At 35.7% G+C, this 19,092-nt stretch carries 20 protein-coding genes; 10 read left to right on the top strand and 10 right to left on the bottom strand.

Features of this window, described 5'->3' with window-relative positions; all coding sequences use genetic code 11:
• Window positions 1–224: 224 nt before the first annotated feature.
• The 7 genes from AC52CF_RS14485 to AC52CF_RS14515 all read left to right on the top strand — a co-directional run bounded on the left by AC52CF_RS14485 (window position 225) and on the right by AC52CF_RS14515 (window position 7,187).
• Window positions 225–554 carry a PadR family transcriptional regulator gene (locus AC52CF_RS14485; RefSeq protein ID WP_072952756.1) on the top strand — a complete coding sequence of 110 codons (330 nt, stop codon included), beginning with the start codon at window positions 225–227 and terminating at the stop codon, window positions 552–554.
• A 10-nt stretch (window positions 555–564) separates the two neighbouring features.
• On the top strand, window positions 565–2,286 hold the full coding sequence (locus tag AC52CF_RS14490) for a PspC domain-containing protein (protein WP_375180992.1): 1,722 nt from the start codon (window positions 565–567) through the stop codon (window positions 2,284–2,286).
• Window positions 2,287–2,603: 317 nt separating this feature from the next.
• A complete protein-coding gene (locus AC52CF_RS14495; protein WP_214589059.1) occupies window positions 2,604–3,200 on the top strand; it encodes a 1-acyl-sn-glycerol-3-phosphate acyltransferase in 597 nt (198 codons plus the stop codon).
• Between the two features lie 113 nt (window positions 3,201–3,313).
• On the top strand, window positions 3,314–3,748 hold the full coding sequence (locus AC52CF_RS14500) for a PaaI family thioesterase (protein ID WP_262911587.1): 435 nt from the start codon (window positions 3,314–3,316) through the stop codon (window positions 3,746–3,748).
• Between the two features lie 421 nt (window positions 3,749–4,169).
• Window positions 4,170–5,285: an RNA polymerase sigma factor gene (locus tag AC52CF_RS14505; protein ID WP_214589058.1), complete on the top strand. Its 1,116-nt coding sequence runs from the start codon at window positions 4,170–4,172 to the stop codon at window positions 5,283–5,285.
• Window positions 5,286–5,300: 15 nt separating this feature from the next.
• Window positions 5,301–6,194 (top strand): outer membrane beta-barrel protein, encoded by an 894-nt coding sequence (locus AC52CF_RS14510; RefSeq protein ID WP_214589057.1) that lies wholly within the window; start codon window positions 5,301–5,303, stop codon window positions 6,192–6,194.
• 21 nt (window positions 6,195–6,215) lie between these two features.
• Window positions 6,216–7,187 carry a chorismate-binding protein gene (locus tag AC52CF_RS14515; RefSeq protein ID WP_214589056.1) on the top strand — a complete coding sequence of 324 codons (972 nt, stop codon included), beginning with the start codon at window positions 6,216–6,218 and terminating at the stop codon, window positions 7,185–7,187.
• A gap of 347 nt (window positions 7,188–7,534) precedes the next feature.
• Here the strand turns inward: AC52CF_RS14515 and AC52CF_RS14520 are convergent, their stop codons facing one another.
• From AC52CF_RS14520 to AC52CF_RS14565, 10 genes are all read right to left on the bottom strand, one after another.
• Window positions 7,535–7,729: a hypothetical protein gene (locus AC52CF_RS14520; RefSeq protein WP_076392320.1), complete on the bottom strand. Its 195-nt coding sequence runs from the start codon at window positions 7,727–7,729 to the stop codon at window positions 7,535–7,537.
• A gap of 5 nt (window positions 7,730–7,734) precedes the next feature.
• Entirely contained in the window at window positions 7,735–8,337 is a 603-nt protein-coding gene (locus AC52CF_RS14525; RefSeq protein WP_076392318.1) for a MarC family protein, read from the bottom strand.
• A 44-nt stretch (window positions 8,338–8,381) separates the two neighbouring features.
• Window positions 8,382–10,121, bottom strand: a complete 1,740-nt coding sequence (locus AC52CF_RS14530; protein ID WP_496517308.1) for a BatD family protein — start codon at window positions 10,119–10,121, stop codon at window positions 8,382–8,384.
• On the bottom strand, window positions 10,121–10,858 hold the full coding sequence (locus AC52CF_RS14535; RefSeq protein WP_214589054.1) for a tetratricopeptide repeat protein: 738 nt from the start codon (window positions 10,856–10,858) through the stop codon (window positions 10,121–10,123). The genes AC52CF_RS14530 and AC52CF_RS14535 overlap by 1 nt, the downstream gene beginning before the upstream one ends.
• A 100-nt stretch (window positions 10,859–10,958) precedes the next feature.
• On the bottom strand, window positions 10,959–11,966 hold the full coding sequence (locus AC52CF_RS14540; protein WP_214589053.1) for a vWA domain-containing protein: 1,008 nt from the start codon (window positions 11,964–11,966) through the stop codon (window positions 10,959–10,961).
• Window positions 11,966–12,958 (bottom strand): vWA domain-containing protein, encoded by a 993-nt coding sequence (locus tag AC52CF_RS14545; protein ID WP_496517309.1) that lies wholly within the window; start codon window positions 12,956–12,958, stop codon window positions 11,966–11,968. The genes AC52CF_RS14540 and AC52CF_RS14545 overlap by 1 nt, the downstream gene beginning before the upstream one ends.
• Window positions 12,951–13,847 (bottom strand): BatD family protein, encoded by an 897-nt coding sequence (locus AC52CF_RS14550; RefSeq protein WP_375180995.1) that lies wholly within the window; start codon window positions 13,845–13,847, stop codon window positions 12,951–12,953. The genes AC52CF_RS14545 and AC52CF_RS14550 overlap by 8 nt, the downstream gene beginning before the upstream one ends.
• 125 nt (window positions 13,848–13,972) lie before the next feature.
• On the bottom strand, window positions 13,973–14,836 hold the full coding sequence (locus AC52CF_RS14555) for a DUF58 domain-containing protein (protein WP_214589051.1): 864 nt from the start codon (window positions 14,834–14,836) through the stop codon (window positions 13,973–13,975).
• An 81-nt stretch (window positions 14,837–14,917) separates the two neighbouring features.
• Window positions 14,918–15,373, bottom strand: coding sequence for a GNAT family N-acetyltransferase (locus tag AC52CF_RS14560; protein ID WP_214589050.1), 456 nt, complete (start codon window positions 15,371–15,373; stop codon window positions 14,918–14,920).
• The gene (locus tag AC52CF_RS14565) at window positions 15,373–16,377 is read right to left on the bottom strand and encodes an AAA family ATPase (protein ID WP_076392594.1); all 1,005 of its coding nucleotides are present in this window, start codon (window positions 16,375–16,377) and stop codon (window positions 15,373–15,375) included. The genes AC52CF_RS14560 and AC52CF_RS14565 overlap by 1 nt, the downstream gene beginning before the upstream one ends.
• A gap of 251 nt (window positions 16,378–16,628) precedes the next feature.
• Here AC52CF_RS14565 and AC52CF_RS14570 point away from each other — a divergent pair, with 251 nt between their 5' ends.
• The 3 genes from AC52CF_RS14570 (at window position 16,629) to AC52CF_RS14580 (ending at window position 19,089) form a co-directional block, all read left to right on the top strand.
• Entirely contained in the window at window positions 16,629–17,102 is a 474-nt protein-coding gene (locus AC52CF_RS14570) for a DinB family protein (protein WP_214589049.1), read from the top strand.
• Window positions 17,103–17,205: 103 nt separating this feature from the next.
• On the top strand, window positions 17,206–17,964 hold the full coding sequence (gene rlmB, locus AC52CF_RS14575) for a 23S rRNA (guanosine(2251)-2'-O)-methyltransferase RlmB (RefSeq protein WP_214589048.1): 759 nt from the start codon (window positions 17,206–17,208) through the stop codon (window positions 17,962–17,964).
• A gap of 3 nt (window positions 17,965–17,967) precedes the next feature.
• Window positions 17,968–19,089: a serine hydrolase domain-containing protein gene (locus AC52CF_RS14580; protein ID WP_496517310.1), complete on the top strand. Its 1,122-nt coding sequence runs from the start codon at window positions 17,968–17,970 to the stop codon at window positions 19,087–19,089.
• Window positions 19,090–19,092 lie beyond the last annotated feature (3 nt).

Genomic DNA, 19,092 nt, shown 5'->3' on the forward strand with positions numbered 1-19,092 from the left:
ATTTAACCTGAATTTCCTAAAATTCATATTTCTAAAATTTTCCAGTAAAAAATAATTAAACTGATTATCAATTATTTAAATATTTAATTTAAATTTTTTCACTACTTTGTATTGCATAATACCATTTTATTTACATATCTTTGTAATGTAAAATCGAAACAGGTACAACTAGCTAGGTTCCGGGTTTCGAAAATTATACAACTAATTAACAAAACTTATTAAAGATGAATACTGAAAATACCAAAGCGCAAATGCGAAAAGGAATTCTGGAATTCTGTATTTTAAGTCTCATCAATCATCGTGAAATGTACGTTTCCGACTTAATAGATGAACTGAAAAAAGGAAAACTGGATGTCGTAGAAGGAACACTCTACCCTCTTTTAACAAGATTAAAAAACGGTGAGTTCCTTTCATACAGATGGGAAGAATCTACGGGAGGACCACCCAGAAAATATTACCAGATTACAGAAAAAGGTAAATTATTTTTAGATGAACTTCAAAATACCTGGAACGAATTAACCAATTCAGTCAACCAAATCACTCAAAAAAATTAAAAACAAAGCTATGAACAAGACACTCTCAATAGGACTCGCAGGTTTTTCTTTTACCATAGAAGAACACGCATACATAAAACTTAGCGATTACCTGAATGCTCTGAGAAGCTCTCTGGACGCTTCGGAAGCAGATGAGGTAATGCATGACATAGAAATCAGAATGGTAGAAATCTTCAAAGATTCTATGGCAAAACGTGAAGTAATTAACGACTCGGATGTAGAAAGAGTAATTGCACAGATCGGAAGCCCTGAAAAAATCGAAGAGCAGGAAGAAGCATATTATTCTGAGAAAAACACAAAGAAAACAGGAACTTCCGGAACCGGACATTCTGATAAAAAGCAGTTGTTCCGCGATCCTGAAAGACAAAAAATCGCCGGTGTTTGCGCAGGTTTAGCACATTACGTAGGAATGGACATTACTGCGATGAGAGCAATCTGGCTTGGTGTTTTCATCTTGGGAATCTTCACGGCAGCCGTTTCTTCAACCTTGGTTTTCTTACTTTACGTTATTCTTTGGGCAGTTTTGCCAAAAGCAGAAACCGCAGCAGATTTCCTGAAAATGAAGGGAAAGCCTATGAACTTCGACAATCTTAAGAATGAGTCTAATAAATTGGTACAGTTTGCCAATGAATCTACTCAGAGGGTCGGAGAAATCTATATCGAAAACAAACCCTACATCAATAACGCCGGAAGCGGACTTTGGAATGTATTACGATATATTTTAGGAGGTATTTTCGGGTTTATGTCTTTGTCTTGTCTCATCGGAGTATTTGTAGTATTCGGTTTTATGGGAGCAGACAGCGATTTCCCTCCGGTAAGCCAGATGAACTTCTATTTTGATAACGATAATATGAAATACATTCTTATGGCACTGATTACTTTAGGAAGTTTATTGCCTGCGATGTTATTCGGATTATTAAGCATCAAATTAATTTCTCCTAAAACAAAACTGAGAAATACAGGCTGGGTAATCGGAGCTTTGTTCCTTGCACTGATCACTTTAGGAACTTACTTTGGATTCAGCATGGCAAAAAGAGAAATGTTCCTGAAAGGTCATAAAGAAGATACGGAAGAAATTGCGATCAATACACAATCAGACAGTATTTATGTAGATTTCAAACAGGTTTCTATTCCTCAAAACTTTAAAGGATATGATGATGATCTTTATTCAGACAAAGTTTCTGTATACGAAAGAGACTGGATGCATGTGGATGTAACGAGAAAAGCAGACATCAAAACACCTTATTTAATCATTAAAAAAGAAGCTAAAGGATACAATCTTCCATTAAATGTAAGCGTTCCTGTAGAAGTGGTGAATAACAGAATTGTTCTTCCGAACTACATCAAATACCCTTACGAACACCGTTTCAGAGATTACAGCATAGATTATGAACTGGTACTTCCTTTAAAAACCGTAGTGATCCCTGTGAAAAAAGACGGAATCAGCTTCGATGGAGATCTTAACGCAGACGGAATTAATGATGACGATCAGGAAAGAGACGAAGACGGAAAAATTAAAATCGAAAAAAATAAAATTACCGTAAATGGTTCTACGATTGAATACAACTCTGATGATGAAGACAGCATTATCGTTAACGGAAAAAAAGTTCCGAGCAATAAGGCAGATCAGGTAATCGACTCCATGAAAAGCAGCATCAAAAAGATGAAAGGAGCCAACATCGACTTCAAAGTGGATAAAGATAAAAACGAAATTTCCATACAAACCAAATAACTAAACTGCAGAGAGTGGCAGAAGGTGTGAATGAATAACCCAACCGTTTGAAATTCACACTCTTCTTCTCTCACTGAAAACGAAAAAATATAAAGATTTTGTTCGCTGTTTCAATAAAAATCTTTACATTTGTGTAGTAAAAAATTAAAACCAAAACACTCAATAAAAATTCAATAATCATGGTACAACTGGCACTAGAAATTGTAATGAAAATTGTTGATTTAATCAGCAGTCTGTTTTAAGAGCGATAATATTTCAATATATTTGTAAAGTATAACCACTTTGGTTATACTTTTTTGTTTTTAATCTAAAACTATATGAGAAAGCTGATCGGCAAACTGCTGCTAAAATTAATGGGCTGGAAAGTCGTTCTTCAGGGCGACGAAAACGTTCTGAACAGATGTATTCTTGTAGTTGCGCCTCACACGCACAACATGGAATATATTTTAGGAAACCTATCCTACTGGTCTCTGAAAAAACCATTAAAAATCATCATCAAAGATGCACACACCAAAGCATGGTACGGAAGCGTTGTAAAAGGTCTCGGCGGAATCGGGATCGACAGAAGCCAGAAAAATGATCTGGTGAATTTCGTAGCCAAACAGTTTGAAAAAGACGATTTCAGTCTGGTCATCACTCCGGAAGGAACAAGAAGCTGGGTTCCGAAATGGAGAAAAGGTTTTTACCACATGGCTTTAGCGGCAAAAGTTCCTATCGTTCTCGCGGCAGGAGATTTTAAAAGAAAAATCATTTATCTTGGGTATACCATTCCCTACGAAAGAATTGCAACGGCACCATTTACCGAAATTATGCAGGAAATTCAGGATTACTACATAAAAAATGATATAGTTCCTAAAATCCCTGAAAACTGGAACCCGAATATCATGGGAAATGATACTGAGGCTAAAGGTTAGGAGATAGAGGCAGGAAGATAGAAGCTAGATGCTGGAAGATGGAAGTTAGAAACTAGATGTTAGATGTTATCAAAATTACTCATTACCAATTACTTATTACTGATTATTAAAATATGTATATAAAAGATAAAAGCAAGGAAGAAATATTAGAATTCATCAACAACTGGGGCGGAGAAACATTTGCAAAAACTCTGGATATTAAGTTCACAGATATTGATGTTGAAAATGAAACACTGACTGCAACAATGCCTGTTTCACCAAAAATTCATCAGCCTTTCGGAATTATGCACGGTGGCGCAAGCTGTGTTTTGGCAGAAACCATGGGTTCAAGCCTGTCTAATATTTTTATTGATGGTTCAAAATATTTCGGAGTGGGAACCAACATCAATTCCAACCATTTAAGAAGCAAAAAAGACGGAATCGTAACAGCCGTTGCAAGATTCATCCGAAAAGGAAAAACAATGCACGTTTCGGAAATAGAGATCCGTGATGAAAAAGGTCAGCTCATCAATCATACCACGATGACGAACAATATCATCAACCGATAAGATTTAATTTTCACTGAAAAATATCAAGCTCAAAAAAATTTGAGCTTTTTTTATTTTCTTACTGCAACCTTTTATTTTTTCTGCATCTTATAAGAAAAATAATAACCATGAAAACTTTAAATTTATTTTTTATTGACCCTGTTCATTTGTATAAAGATTTAACTTTATCTTGAAAAGGTCTAAATTTTATGTGATGATCCGTAATTGGTCATAATTGAAAATCTTTGAGTTCTTTGCTGAGTGAATAGTTTATGCTGAGCTTGTCGAAGTACCTTTGCGAACTTAAAAACGGTTGGTATATAAAAGAATCTTAGCGATCCTTTGCGTAAAAATTAAGCAATTATGATTAATAACAGAAAATCAAAAAATTTTAATAAAACTTCCGGTAAATAATAACTTACTATTTGTCGCGAATTAAATTATGAAGCAAAACAGCAACTTCAACTGGCAGAAAATCTATCTCGATTATTCCCCGAAACTTCTGGGAATATGCCGAAGATATGTCGATGATATTTATACGGCGGAAGACATCGTGCAGGACAGTTTCATTACCGCAATCCAGAAAAACGATCAGCTGAATGATGAAAAAGCTCTGTTTGCATGGCTGAAAAAAATTGTGGTAAACAATGCACTGCAACACATCCGCAAACACAGCAAAGATACTTTTGTAACTACAGAACCTTTGGAAATCCCAGATACCTATTCAGAAATGGACCATCATTTATTAGAAGAGAAAAATGTATTCGTTTACGACTTTACCAGTGAAGAACTGCTGTCTTCCATCGACAGTCTTCCACCGCATCACAAATCTGTTTTCAATCTGTATTTTATTGAAAATCATTCTCATGCAGAAATTTCCGGTTTATTGGGAATTACCGTAAATACCTCAAAATCTCACCTTTTGAGAGCGAAAAAATCGATTCAGAATTATCTGATGAAGAATTTCGTCAATCAAAATACTCCGAAGAAAAAAATGGCGCAACTGCTTGTTGTTTTCGGACTTGGAGGATTGCTTTGGGCGCAGACTTTTAAAAGTAAATTTGCAGATTTTACCATTCAGCCATCAAAAAAATTGCAGATTCCTTCCGATCTTAAAATTAATAACACTGCATTTTCATCATCCAATACGAGTCTGAAAAAGAAAACAGTTATTGGAGGAACATTTTTGGTCATCATCATTCTGTCTGTTTTTTTCTTAAATCCGAAGAATTCTTTTTTCTCAACGAATCAGAATTCAGCTTTACCAATTCTTACAGATAATAATGAAACAGTAGGTAAAAAGACAAAAAACCACTTCGTAAATACCAATTCTGATTCAAAAGAAAAATCAGACAATAATGCTGTAAATCAGTCAGCAACAAATATAATTGAAGAAAAAAACACTGCTAAAAGAGAAATAAGAGGAGATGAAACAGGATTGAAAAGCAGATCGGTTTTAAAAAAAACGGCTGCAAACGACACCATTGAAGAAGCTCCAAAGAAAGTAATTGTCGTTAAAAAAATCATTAAAAGAGACACCGTATTTATTGAAAAATAAATTGAAACGCAGAATATGTTCTTCCAAAAAATAATACTTCTTTTTCTCATCGCCTGTGTCAACTTTTCGTTTGCACAGAAAATCAGGAAAAAGAAAATAGATACGGTTTACGTCTACGAAAAAGTAGTCGTTTATGATACCGTATATCTCATGAAACCTTTAAAATTCAGGCTGAATGATGTTGTGATGAAAACACCAACCGTTCAGGAAACGAAATTTGTTACGGATGTATACAAACAGGAAATCGACAAACAGAGGGCTTCAAGAAGAGCAAGATTGCGAAAACCGGTGAGCTTTCAGTACGGAATTGAAGGAGGATTTGGCATAAAAAGTACAAACTGGGCTTTAGAAAATAAACCGCAGTTCGGAGAAAATATCGGAATCTGGGCTTCCAAAAGTTTCTCCGATTCTCAGTTTTTAGTCTGGCTGTCTGCCAATGTGTACCACTGGAATTCATCCTTCGATCTCGATGCCAACAAAGAAGACACTTTTCTGAACGGATATTATTTTACCGAAGATAATCAGCCGCTTCTATTTCAGAAGTTTAATAATGAACATTTTGAGTTTGCACTTCAGCTTAAACTGATGTATAACTGGAAAAACTTCCGTCCGTTTGCAGGAATTCTGCTAAATAATCAGACTTATAAAATGCAGTTTCTGACTCCTGAAAATGATGTTTTAACCAAACTGGAGGATTTTAAAAGCACACAGACCAATCTCGGATTTTCTGCGGGTCTTCAGTATAGATTTTTGCGACGCTTCATCATTTCTGCGGAATATCAGCATTACAGCATCAAGAATATTTCCTTAAAAAATCCTGACTTTGATTTTGAGATTTTTAAGACTAATAATACCTTTGCAGAAAGAAAAATCAACGTTGGAATTTCTTATATTATTTCCCGACTCTGATTTTCTAAAAAGCTTCAAACAATGATTTATTTCAAATTTCCATTCGACGAAAAACTGTATTCCACAGATGAAAATTCCGGAGAAAATCCTATCAGTTTTTATTCTTTTGATGGATTGAAACGATCGGATTTTGGAGGAAAAATTATTGAATTAAGCCCCGAAAATTTTAATCAGATAGCTATTTCAAGTAAGATTTTATCTGAAGATAAAAATGAATTTGCTGCCGAAACCAAGGAAGAATATTTAAAAAATCTTGAAAAAGTAATTGAGATTATCCAAGAACATCAGCTTCCGAAACTGGTCTATTCAAGAAGAAAAATTTTTACCGATTTTGAAGAAATTAATCTGAAAGAAAGCTTTAATCATCTTTGTCAATCCTATCCGAATGCATTCAGATATATTTTTATCAATAACGAAAATTCATGGATGGGCGCTTTTTCAGAAGTTTTAGGAAAATTCAGTAAAAAAACGTACGAATTTGAAACGATGAGTCTCGCAGGAACGCTTCCTGTTTCTGAAAACTGGTCGAAAAAGGAAATAGAGGAACAAAAACCTGTAACGTCATACATCAGAAATATTTTAAACCAGTATTCTGAAAACGTAACGGAATCTGAAACCTACGATCATATTTCGGGAAACATCAAGCATCTACGAACCGATTTTAAAGCCCAAATTAAGCCTGAAAACTTAGATCAGATTATTCAGGAATTACACCCCACTCCTGCTGTTTGCGGAATTCCGAAAGATTTCTGTAGAGAAGAAATTCAGAAGATTGAAAAATTTCCGCGCGAACTGTACGCAGGATATATTAAAATTGAGACTGATGAAACGGTACAGTATTTTGTTAATCTTCGCTGTTCAAAACTGTATAAAAATGCAGTTCATTTATTTGTAGGCGGCGGAATTACCGCACAAAGTAGTCCCGAAAAAGAATGGACAGAAACGGAGCTGAAATCGGAAGCAGTTCTGAAAAATCTGGTGATTTTGAAATAATAAATTTCTTTAAATTTTATTTGACCGAAAAAAGGCAAAAGATTCAACATTTTGTTTAAAGTAAAATGCCAGAAAACTCTATAGAGTTTTATCTGTGTAGAAATCATATTAGGAGGACGTTTGGCGTTCCGTAGGAACGCTATCTTTAGAAAATGTATCGTATCATAGATATCAATCTTATGGATTGATTGATAGACTTATTCTTATTTCTACACAGATTCTGCTCCTAAAGGAGCAAAACTCTTTAGTTTAGATTTTTATTATTTGAGAGCTAAAATTCAACAAGAAACAGAAATAAAAAAGCCTCCTTCAAACTGAAAGAGGCTTTATATAAAATTGTAATTCAATTATTTTCTTACTCCGATCTTGCTCCATGTATTCATTACAAAAAGCAAAATAAGACCTATCGCTGCTGAAGCTATTGAGAAAACAAACTTCAGGTTATCTTCAGACAAAATATCCGATTGCCAGTCTAAAGCATAAAGATTAATTGCGATAAACACGATGAACAGTACCAAAAATACTTTATAAAACTTCTGCATAACTCTTAAAAATTAATGTAATTCTGCACCAGTTGCGCAAAATTCGCGGTGAATAATTTAATTGAAATCGCCAACAGGATAATTCCGAAAACTTTCTGTAAAATGGCAAGTGTTGCATCGCCCATTTTCTTCTCCAGCCACGTTGCAGATTTCAGCACCAAATATACGAAAATTGTGTTGAGAATAATTCCAAAAATAATGTTAATGTCATGAAACTCCGCTTTCAGAGAAAGCGTTGTCGTTAAGGTTCCTGCTCCTGCAACCAGCGGAAACGCGATGGGAACGATGGATGCAGCCTTTGCTTCAGAAGTTTTATTGATCTCAATCCCCAGAATCATTTCCAGTGCTATGATAAAAATCACAAAAGCTCCCGCAATTGCGAATGAATTAACATCCACACCAATAAATTTCAGAATTTTGTTTCCCACGAAAAGAAAAACAAGCATAATGGCTCCTGCTGTAATAGATGCTTTTTCAGCTTCAATCTGCCCGAATTTCTGCTGTAAACTTACCACAATCGGGATAGAACCAATGATATCAATCACTGCAAAAAGAACCATAAAACAGGTAATAATCTCTTTTATCGAAAAATCATTAAATATTTCCATTTCCTTGCAATTAATAATTTCGCAAAAATATGAAAATAAATTGATTATTTGCTAATCTTAGAATACAAATTAACGATGGAGGATAAAAGTTCGTCCATTCCTTCCGAAGATTTTATCGGAGCATATTTTTCAACCTGTACTCTCTGAATAAGATTCCTGTATTCTTCGGCTATTGACGAGCCTTTTTCTTTTTCCAGCAAATCGGTTAAATGATCAGCAGGATTTCCAGAATATTGATTTTTCACTTCCTGATCAAGTTCATCAAAGGTTTGAAAAAACTTCTGATAATCTTCATTATCTTTAAGATTTTCCAAATAGCCAAAATAATCGTTGATGTCAGTTTTAAACTTTTCACGGATTTCATTTTCCGTTTCAGCAACAGAACCTAATGGCATCGGAGCCTGAATTTCTTTAGATAATCTGTTTTTCTTCTGCCATGTTTTAAACAGAAGATACATTCCGAATAAGGAAAGCAAAATAGCAATATTGATAAAAAGAACATTCCAGTGAAATTTCTTTTTTTCTTTTACTTTAAATGAAGTTGTTTTTAAAACAGGCGTATTTACCGTTTCTAAAAAAGTATTGGTATACTCATTCACTTTTTCAACCGCTGTACGGGACTCAAGAATCTGATCATGAGAAAAAGCATTTACCGCTAAAGACTGCTGTCCAAGATCTACATACTCTTTGCTGGAAGGATCGAAAAAGGCAAACTGTTCTGTTTTAATATTAATTTCTCCCGCTTTTTTAGGAATTACAAGATAATTGGCTAACACCTCTCCTTTCATTCCTTCCGTTCCAACCGTTACGCGTGAAATGATCTTAGGAGCGAAAACTTCATAATCCGGAGATTGCGCAATTTTAGGAAGCTCCATGCTTTTAAGATTCCCTTCTCCGCTTACTTTTACCAGAACATTCATCGGTTTTTTAACCTCAATTTTTTCTTTTGAAGTATTAACAACGGTTACATTAAAATTCCCGACTGCATTCTTAAAACATTCCGGAGAACCTTCAGGAAGTTTTTTAACATTAATCTTTACTTTATTGGAAACGAGCTTGTTTTTGTTAGCATAAGAATTCAGCGAAGCCGAAACCCCCGGAATGTCCACATAACCGGCTTCATTCGGGAAAACCATAAACACGGCAAGAATCTGCGATGCCATATTTCCTGCATCGGAAGGATCAATTTCAGATTTGGTAAAACTTACCGGAAAAACATCCAGATTGTCCTGCTCAGGAAGATGTATATTTCTTACTCTTCTGAAGTTATCCATGTTTTTTGAATACACCTTCAGAACAGCAATGGTAGGCTGATCCTGATACACTTCACGGTCATCAATCTCCATATTGAGATAAACGTCTTTTGAAGCATTGTTGACAGTAACCGGTTTCTTTTCTACATCTTTAATAAAAATGTCAAAAGGTTCGGTTTTATAAATTTTATTATTGATGGTAATCAGGAAAGATCCGATCTTTACTTTTCCTTTCTGTTTGGGTTCAAGAGCTAATCTTGTAATAGATTGGGAAATTACGGTATTGGTTTCAGGATCCACATAACCGTTACTGGCAGAACCGCTTCCTATGATATTAAATTTTGACAAGTCCGGTGAACGTAATGGCGTTTGCTGATTATACTCACTACCATTCATTTCAAGAACAATATTCAGATTTACTATTTCCTTACCATTATACGTTGTTTTGTCAGGAGTTACAGAAAGATTTACCTGTCCGTAAGAAATTACGGAAGACATTAAGAGTAATATGTAGATAATTCTGTTCTGCATCACCAATCTTTCTCGTTGCTCTCGGGCATCGAATAAGAATTTTTATTCAAAATTCTTCTGGCGGTTTCTTTTTCCTTATCGCTTACTTTGTTGAGTATTTGATTTTCGAGACCTTTAGGGATTTTGCCTTCATTATTCTGGTTACGGTTGGGATCATTTCCCTGTCCGTCTCCTTTATTCTGCTGACCTTGTCCCTGATCCTGCTTTTGATCTTTTCCTTTTTGATCATCATTTTGCTGTTGGTCTTTACCACCGCCTCCTTTACCGGAGTTATTTTGCTGTTGTTTTTTCTGCTGGTTTTCCTTATCCTTCAGCTTGGCAATCTCGTAATTTTTTCTTGTTACTTCGCTGTACGGATTTTGTTTCAGGGACTGTCTGTAGAATTCTGCTGCCTTTTCAGGCTTATTCATCTGCATATAGGTATTCCCCAAATTATGAAGAGCAGCCGCTTTATCAGGAATTGTCTGAGAAAGTTTCTGAGCCGTCTCGAATTCTGCTTTTGCTTCTTCGTATTTTTTGCTTTTATATAATGCGTTTCCTAAATTGTAGTGCGCTATAAAATCTTTACTGTTGGTTCTTATCGCTTCCAGATACTTTACAGACGCCCCATCATAATCTTTACCGTTGAATTTTTCATTGCCTTCATAGACTAAAGTCCTGTAATTTTTCTGCCCGAAAAGATTTCCCGAGAAGATGAAAGCAATTATAAACGATAAAAAAATGATTTTAGTATTCATTATGTGCAAAATTATTCCTTTAAATGTTAATAAACAGTGTCTTATTTGTTAAAATTGGGTTAAAGTAATGGTCTGATTCTGAGACAATGTATCCGGATTATCAAACATTAAAATCTCTTTTAGGATTAAATAAATAAATCAGAAAGAAGAAAAATAGAGAAACTTCCAGAAAATACTGGTAATAATGATTCGCATTTTGTGATTTCACCATCGTTTCAGATGATCCTGTTTTCTTTTTCAGAGCATCTAAAATTCTGTCCGGAGCTTCATTGATGTTATTTCCGTCAATATAGCTTCCTCCGGTTGCATCAGCCATTTTTTTCAGCGCTTCCGTCTGTCTTTTGGAGATAACAGTCTGTCCGTTGATATCACTTTTATATCCCATTAACTGTCCGAAAACATATTCCGGAACCGGAGCGCCTTCTTCGGTACCGATTCCGACGGAAGTAATCATAATTCCCTCTTTTTTAGCCAGTCGTATCGCTGCATCATCATTTCCTTCATTATCTTCACCGTCACTAAGCAAAACAACTTTTCGTCCGTCTTTGCTTACGTTTTTAAATTTTTCAGCCGCAATCTTCATTCCGTTAAGGAAATCTGTTCCCTGAATCTGCATGGAGTTTGTTTCGATTCCGCTGATATAGGTTTCTGCTGAATTATAATCTGTGGTTAAAGGCATAATGGAAGTTGCCTGTCCTGCAAAAATCACCATTCCCACTTTATCGCTTTTCATTTTCTGCATCGTCTGAAGCATCAGATTTTTTGCTTCCGTTAAACGGCTCGGACTGATATCTTCCGCATTCATTGAATTGGAAACATCCAGCATGAAAATGACATTGTTTAATTTCTGACTGGATTTCACTTCTTCTGAACCACTTAATAAATCGATAATTGAAAATATTAAAAACAGGGTTCCCAAAAGATAGAGTGCGGGAAAAAACTTCGTAAAACCTGATTTTTTCTCAAATAGCTGCTCATGAAACTGGCTGTCTGCAAAAATTTCTCTTTTCTTTTTTTTCCATTTCAGAAAACGGATTAAAAAGGAAGCTAACAGCGGCAGAAGCAATAGCAATAATAAAAACCAATAATTCCCTAAATACCAATCCATTAACTTAAAATTTTATAAAAAACCCATCTCAGTAAAGCGTCTAAAAACAGCATTCCCAAAGCAATCCACAGGAAAATTTTAAAATATTCCTGATAATTGAAAAGCTTCGCCACCTTTACATCAGATTTTTCCAGTTGGTTAATTTCGTCATACACTTCTTCAAGACTTGTATTTGATGTGGCTCTGAAATATTTTCCACCCGTCATTTGTGCGACTTCTTTTAAAACAGGCTCATCAATTTTCACTTCGGTTTCCGTAAAGACAAGATCTCCGAAAATATCGGTCTGTGTAGGCATTAAAGCGTATCCGTTCGTTCCGATTCCGATGGAATATACTTTAATTCCGTTATTTTTAGCCAGTTCCGCAGCAATTGCAGGAGGCATTGCATTTTCAATGGTATTCACACCATCCGTCATGAGAATGATGATTTTACTCTTTGCCTTGCTGTTTTTCAAATGGTTAACCGCAACAGAAAGTCCTTCTCCGATGGCTGTTCCCGGCTGTAATTCCAGAGGATTCAGATTGTTCAGTTCATCCACAACAACCTGATGATCGGAAGTTACCGGAACTTTCGTAAATGCTTCTCCTGAATAGGCAACGAGACCAATTCTGTCATTCGGTCTTTTATTAACGAATTTAATTGCAATATCCTTCAATGCCGTTAAACGGTCGGGTGTTAAATCCTTTGCCAGCATACTCAGGGAAACATCCACAGAAAGCATAATATCAATTCCTTTGGTGTCGTCTCTGTCCTGAGAGACCGTAAAAGTTCTCGGTCTTGCCATTGCAATAATCAGCGAAGAAAGAATAATATACTTCGAAATTCTCAGGATAAAGATAATAAAATGAATCCCGCCGCTTTCGCCCATATTTTTTACCGTAGGAACTTTTATCCCTTTTCTTTTCTGTCGGCTTGCATCCCTGAATAACAAAGGGATAAACAGTGCGAAAAGCAACAGAAACCACGGACTGTAAAATTCAAAATCAGGCATCTTTTCTCAAGTTTTCAAATTCAAGATCTTTGGATGATCTTTTTACAAAATCTCTGATGTCGGCAAAATCTTTTTCCATGGTTGCCTGATCCGGAAATGTTTTCGCAAATTTCACCAGATCTCCTCTTAAAAATACGTCTTCCACTATTTTTTCATTTTCCTGAGAAATGGTATTGTTTTTCTTCATCACATCGATAAGGTCATCCGTTAACAAAACATCTGCCGGAACGCGGTATTGCTTTGCGATGAATTTTCGGGAAATATCAATCAGTTCAACATAAAATGAACGGTAATCTCCTTTTTCCACATATTTTTTCTTTTTAAGGGAATCCAGTTCCTTCAGGGTCTGATTTGTGGCGACAACCGGCGAATCTTTTGGTTTTCGTCCGTATTTTATGAACATGATAATCGCAATGATGAGGCAAATCACCGCAATGGCGGCTAATATGTAAAATTTATACAGTTCCCAATAATCTGTGACTTCAAGTTTTACTTCTTTGTTGTTCATAATATCATTAATCTGGTCGGTCTTCTGAGCCGTATTAATAACATCAATTTCGTAAGGAATTGTTTTCAGAACTTTTCCGTTGACTTTGAATTCCAGTTCGGGAATGGTAAATTTTCCTTCATCAAAAACAGCAAATTCAATTCTTCTGTAATAAACATCCTGAGTCTGCGCAATACTGTCTTTAATTTCTTCAAAATGAAAAGGCAGCAACTCATTTTCGCGAGCTGCAGAAACTTTTTCATTGTTCAGGTTATTAATGGTGATCACAATATGGTTCACTTCTCCCAAAGCAATGGTTTTCTTCTCAACACTGGAAGAAAGGATCTGCGAAAAGGCATTTGCACAGATTAAAAAACAAAATATAAATAAAAGTTTTTTCAATTTTATTATTAAATTTTAATGATGAAGCAAGATTGTCATTCCGACGTAGGAGGAATCTAATAATTTCAAATAGATTCTTCACTCCGCATCCGTTACGTTCAGAATGACAAACTTACCTCACAATTTTATTTTTTCTGAAAATAGTTATACAGCAATCTCGAATAATCCGAACCTGTATTAATATTCATAAAACTCGCCGAACTGTTGGCAAAATCTTCTTCTAAAGATTTCATTTTCTGCTTTTTGGCTTCTGCAAAATTGTATCTCCATCTTGCACTTGAAGTATTTACCCAAACCTGCTTTCCGGTTTCCGCATCATATAATAAGGTATATCCCACATCCGGAATTTCATTGTCTTTTTCATCATAAATTCTCATTCCAAGCAACTGATGTTTTTTGGAAGCTACTCTCAGCATTTTAGAGTCATATTCGTCTTCAAAATCCGAAAACAGGAAGACCAAAGATTTTCGTTTGAAAATTCCCATCATATATTCCATTGCTTTATCAATTTTTGAAATGGCAGGAACATAATCTGCGGTTAAAATGGTACTGATAATGGATAAAATATGTTTTCTTCCTTTCTGTGGCGGAATTACTTTGTACACTTTATCCGCAAACAGAATTAAACCTACTTTATCATTATTTCCCGCTGCTGAAAAACCTAAACTTGCTGCAATTTCTGCAACGTATTCTCTTTTCAACTGATTTTTAGTTCCGTAATCCATCGAAGCGGAAATATCCACAACCAACATCATCGTCAGTTCACGTTCCTCCTCCATTACTTTTACGAAAGGTTCCCGAAAACGAGCTGTTTTGTTCCAGTCGATCCTGCGGATCTCATCTCCAAACTGATAGGGACGAACTTCCGAAAACGTCATTCCCTGTCCTTTAAAAGCACTGTGATATTGCCCCATTAAAGTAGCTTCCGTCTTCTTTCGGGTCCGGATTTCTATCTGCTTAACTTTTTTTACAATATCTTTTATCTGCATTTCCTTTGTTTGAGTGTTTTAGTGTATGAGCGTTTTTTTGAGATTTTGTAAACTTCCATCATCATGCTTCCAACTTCCCTACTATTTAAATTCAATAGATACATTCAACCATTCGTCATCAAATTTCGGGCTGTATTTTTTGTAGAAATTAATTGCAGGCTCGTTCCAGTTGAGCACCTGAAAAACCATTCCGCTGTATTGGTTAGATTTTCCGTAGTCTATGGTAGCTTCAAATAATTTCTTGCCGATCTGTTTTCCTCTCAGGTTTTCCGTCACCACCAAATCTTCTAAGTACAATCTTCTTCCCTTCCAGGTCGAATATCTGTCGTAATACAAAGATATCCCGACAATTTCACCATTAAATTCTGCTACAAAAGCTCCCCAAACAGGAGATTTTCCGAATCCGTCTTCAATAAACTGATCCAAAGTTAAGGTAACTTCATGCAAAGCCTTTTCATAATCCGCCAGTTCTTTAATCAGTTCCAGCATTGGTGCGCAATCTCCCTGAACTGCCTTTCTAATAATTACCTCACTCATTACGGAGCCTGAATTTTTGCCAGAATTCTGTTGATGATCTCTTCTGAAGAAATTTCCTCCGCTTCAGCCTCGAAAGTTAATCCGATTCTGTGTCTCAGAACATCTTTTGCAAGTGATTTTACATCTTCCGGAATTACAAATGCTCTTCCCTTTAAGAAAGCATACGCTCTGGAAGCAATGGCAAGATTAATTGATGCTCTCGGAGAAGCCCCGAAACTGATATAATTTTTAAGTTCCGAAAGTCCGTAATCTTCAGGGAAACGGGTGGCAAAAACCATATCCAGAATATATTTTTCAATCTTCTCATCAAGATAGATCTGATTGATTAATTCTTTCGCCGCAACAATATGTTCAAGTGAAATCACAGGTTTTACAGTTGGCTGATGCGAAGTGGAAACCATTCTCATTACGGTTCTTTCATCTTCCAGTTTTGGATAATCGATCGTACATTTCAGCATGAAACGGTCGCTCTGCGCTTCCGGTAAAAGATAAGTACCTTCCTGATCGATCGGGTTTTGCGTTGCCAATACCAAAAACGGTTTTGGAAGCTTCATGGTTTCGTCTCCGATGGTTACCTGCTTTTCCTGCATCACCTCCAAAAGAGCCGACTGCACTTTCGCAGGCGCTCGGTTGATCTCATCCGCCAAAACGAAATTCGCGAAAACAGGACCTTTTTTTATGGAGAAATCATTGTCTTTTACATTGTAGATCATTGTTCCCACAACATCCGCAGGAAGAAGATCCGGCGTAAACTGAATTCTGGAAAACTCTCCGTGAACCGCTTCAGCCAGAGTTTTTATCGCAAGAGTTTTTGCCAGTCCCGGAACACCTTCCAAAAGAACGTGACCATTGCCCAAAAGACCGATCAGAAGACGGTCTATCATATATTCCTGTCCAATAATAACCTTGTTGATTTCCTGTCTCAAAAGAGAAAAAAAGTAGTTTGCTTCTTTTACCTGCTCCGTCAATTGACGAATATCTTCAGCTTGATTGATCTCTGACATATCTTGATTTAAAATAATGGGTAAATTTCCAATAAATACTTGCATTAATCAACACAAAAAATGCCATTTTTGAGTTAAAGTTTGTTAAATATTCCGGCATTGATGCAGGATTCTAAATAGATGAAGGCTTAAAACTCAATACAATCAATATTATTTTTCTTAAAAATATATAAATTTTACTTTAATCCACCGTTCAAAAATTGTCATTTCCAGTTTATTAAACTATTTTTGGAGATTAAAATTTTTGTAAAATGAATTATCATTTTCAAGCACACAGACAAGTAAGAAAAAACCTTCTGGATATTCTGCAAAACACTTCTCACGAAGATCTTTTACTGATTCCGGACGGTTTTAACAATAATCTTTACTGGAACATTGCTCATACGGTTGCTACACAGCAGTTGCTGCATTATTATCTAAGCGGAAATCCTTTCAGAATTGATAAATACTGGATCGAAACTTATAAAAAAGGAACGCTTCCGAATCTGGATGTGCAGAAATCCGAAGTGGAAGATCTGGAGTTTTTATTAACCGAAACTTCAAAAATCCTGATGAAAGATTATGACAGCGATTTCTTTTCAGATTATACGCCTTACACCACAAGTTTTGGGCTGGATCTGAAAAGTATTCAGGATGCCATTATTTTTAACAATATGCACGAAGGTCTGCATTATGGCTATGCTTTGGCGCAGAAGAGAGCTATTTTAGGGGAAAAAGGAAGATAGTACAACTGAATTTTGCTTCGCAAGTTAATCGTGAAAAGTGATTTTCAATAGAATTGAACTGACTTACGAAGTAAATGGGCAATTTATAATTTAAAATATCAAAATGACAGATAAAAAAGATGACTTCATTTTCGGGCTGCGTCCCGTAATTGAAGCTATAGAAGCGGGAAAAACAATTGACAAGGTTTTTGTGCAGAATGCATTGCAGGGACCTATTTATGCTGAACTTAAAGCCATTCTGGCGAAAAATAAAATCCGTCCCAATTACGTTCCGGTAGAAAAGCTGAATCGTTTTACGAGAAAAAATCATCAGGGAGTAGTTGCTTTTATTTCGGATGTTCCTTTTCATAAAGTGGAAGATGTGGTTCCTCAATTGTTTGAGGACGGAAAAACTCCTTTTTTATTGATTCTGGACAGATTAACAGATGTAAGAAACTTCGGAGCCATCTGCCGAACCGCAGAATGTGTGGGAGTGGATGCAGTGATTATTCCCGAAAAAGGAGCAGCGCCGATTAATTCCGATGCGATAAAAACCTCAGCTGGAGCTCTTTATAATGTGAAAATCTGTAAAGCTCCGAATCTGGCTCATGTGGTAGATTTTCTTCAGCAAAGCGGAATTTCTGTTTTTGCAGCAAGCGAAAAGGCTGAAAAATTAATTTATGATATTGATTTTACAGAACCCTGTGCAATCGTGATGGGAAATGAAGAAACAGGAATTTCCAAAGAGGTTCTTCACCATTCTGACGAAAAAATAAAACTTCCGATCGATGGGAAAACACAGTCTTTAAATGTTTCTGTTGCGTGTGGAGCGATTTTATATGAAGCAGTGAGACAGAAAATGATTACCGCTTCGAAAGCGTAAAATATGAAAATTAAAATTCTTTTACCTTTTTGTTTTGCAATAGCTTGTAATGCTCAAAACAAAAATATCCCTACAGATAATCCTTTGACAACCAATCTCGATAAGCTGGTTCAAAGGAAAGTATCTGTTTATATGGAAGATCCGGCTCGTGTTGGGATTTCCATAGGGATTTTTAAAGATGGTAAAAGCTATTTTTATAATTATGGGACAACAGAATTAGGAAAGTCAAAACTTCCGACTTCAAAAAGTGTTTATGAAATTGCATCAATAACCAAAACATTTACAGGAACACTTCTCGCGCACGCACTGATAGATAGAAAAATTAAACTGAATGATGATATCCGCAAATATTTAAATGGCAACTACACAAATCTTGAGTTTGATAAGCAACCCATAACGATTGCACATCTTACCAATCATTCTTCAGGATTACCGCAGTTTTTGCCCGATCAGTCGGAAACATTTAAAAAACCAATGGATTCTGTAGCTTTTGCTTTGTCAAAGTTTTATAAAAATTATTCTAAAAAGAAATTTTATGAAGATCTTTACGAAGCAAAAGTGGCATTTAAGCCCGGAACAGATTATAAATATTCCAACGTAGGAACACAGATCGCAGGCGATATTCTGGAAAAAGTATATCATAAAAGCTATGAAAAATTACTTTCGGAATATATAACCAAACCTCTGAAAATGAATCATACAATAATTAGTATAGATTCAGTAAAACTCATGACCTGTTATAATGAAAAGGGTAAAGTAATGCCCAGAAATATTACAACAATCATGGCTCCGACAGGAGGGATTCTTTCTACCACAGAAGATTTGGTAAAATATATGCAGTATCACCTCAGTCAAAATGATAAATATGTAGCCTTGTCACATACTCCTGTTGTAAAAACTGAAGGCGATCAGACAGGATTATTTTGGAGAATCCATACCTATGAAGACGGAACAAAAACAATTTATCATACAGGAGGAACATTTGGTTTTTCCGGTGTTCTTCAGATTTATCCTTCAGAAAACATGGGAGTTGTTATATTATCCAATGAATCCGACGGAGAATCTCAGGGAAAGCTACAGGATATTGTAGAAAGTATATTAAAAAACAGCAGTAAAATAAATTAAAAA

The sequence above is a fragment of the Chryseobacterium sp. 2P genome (assembly GCF_059579425.1).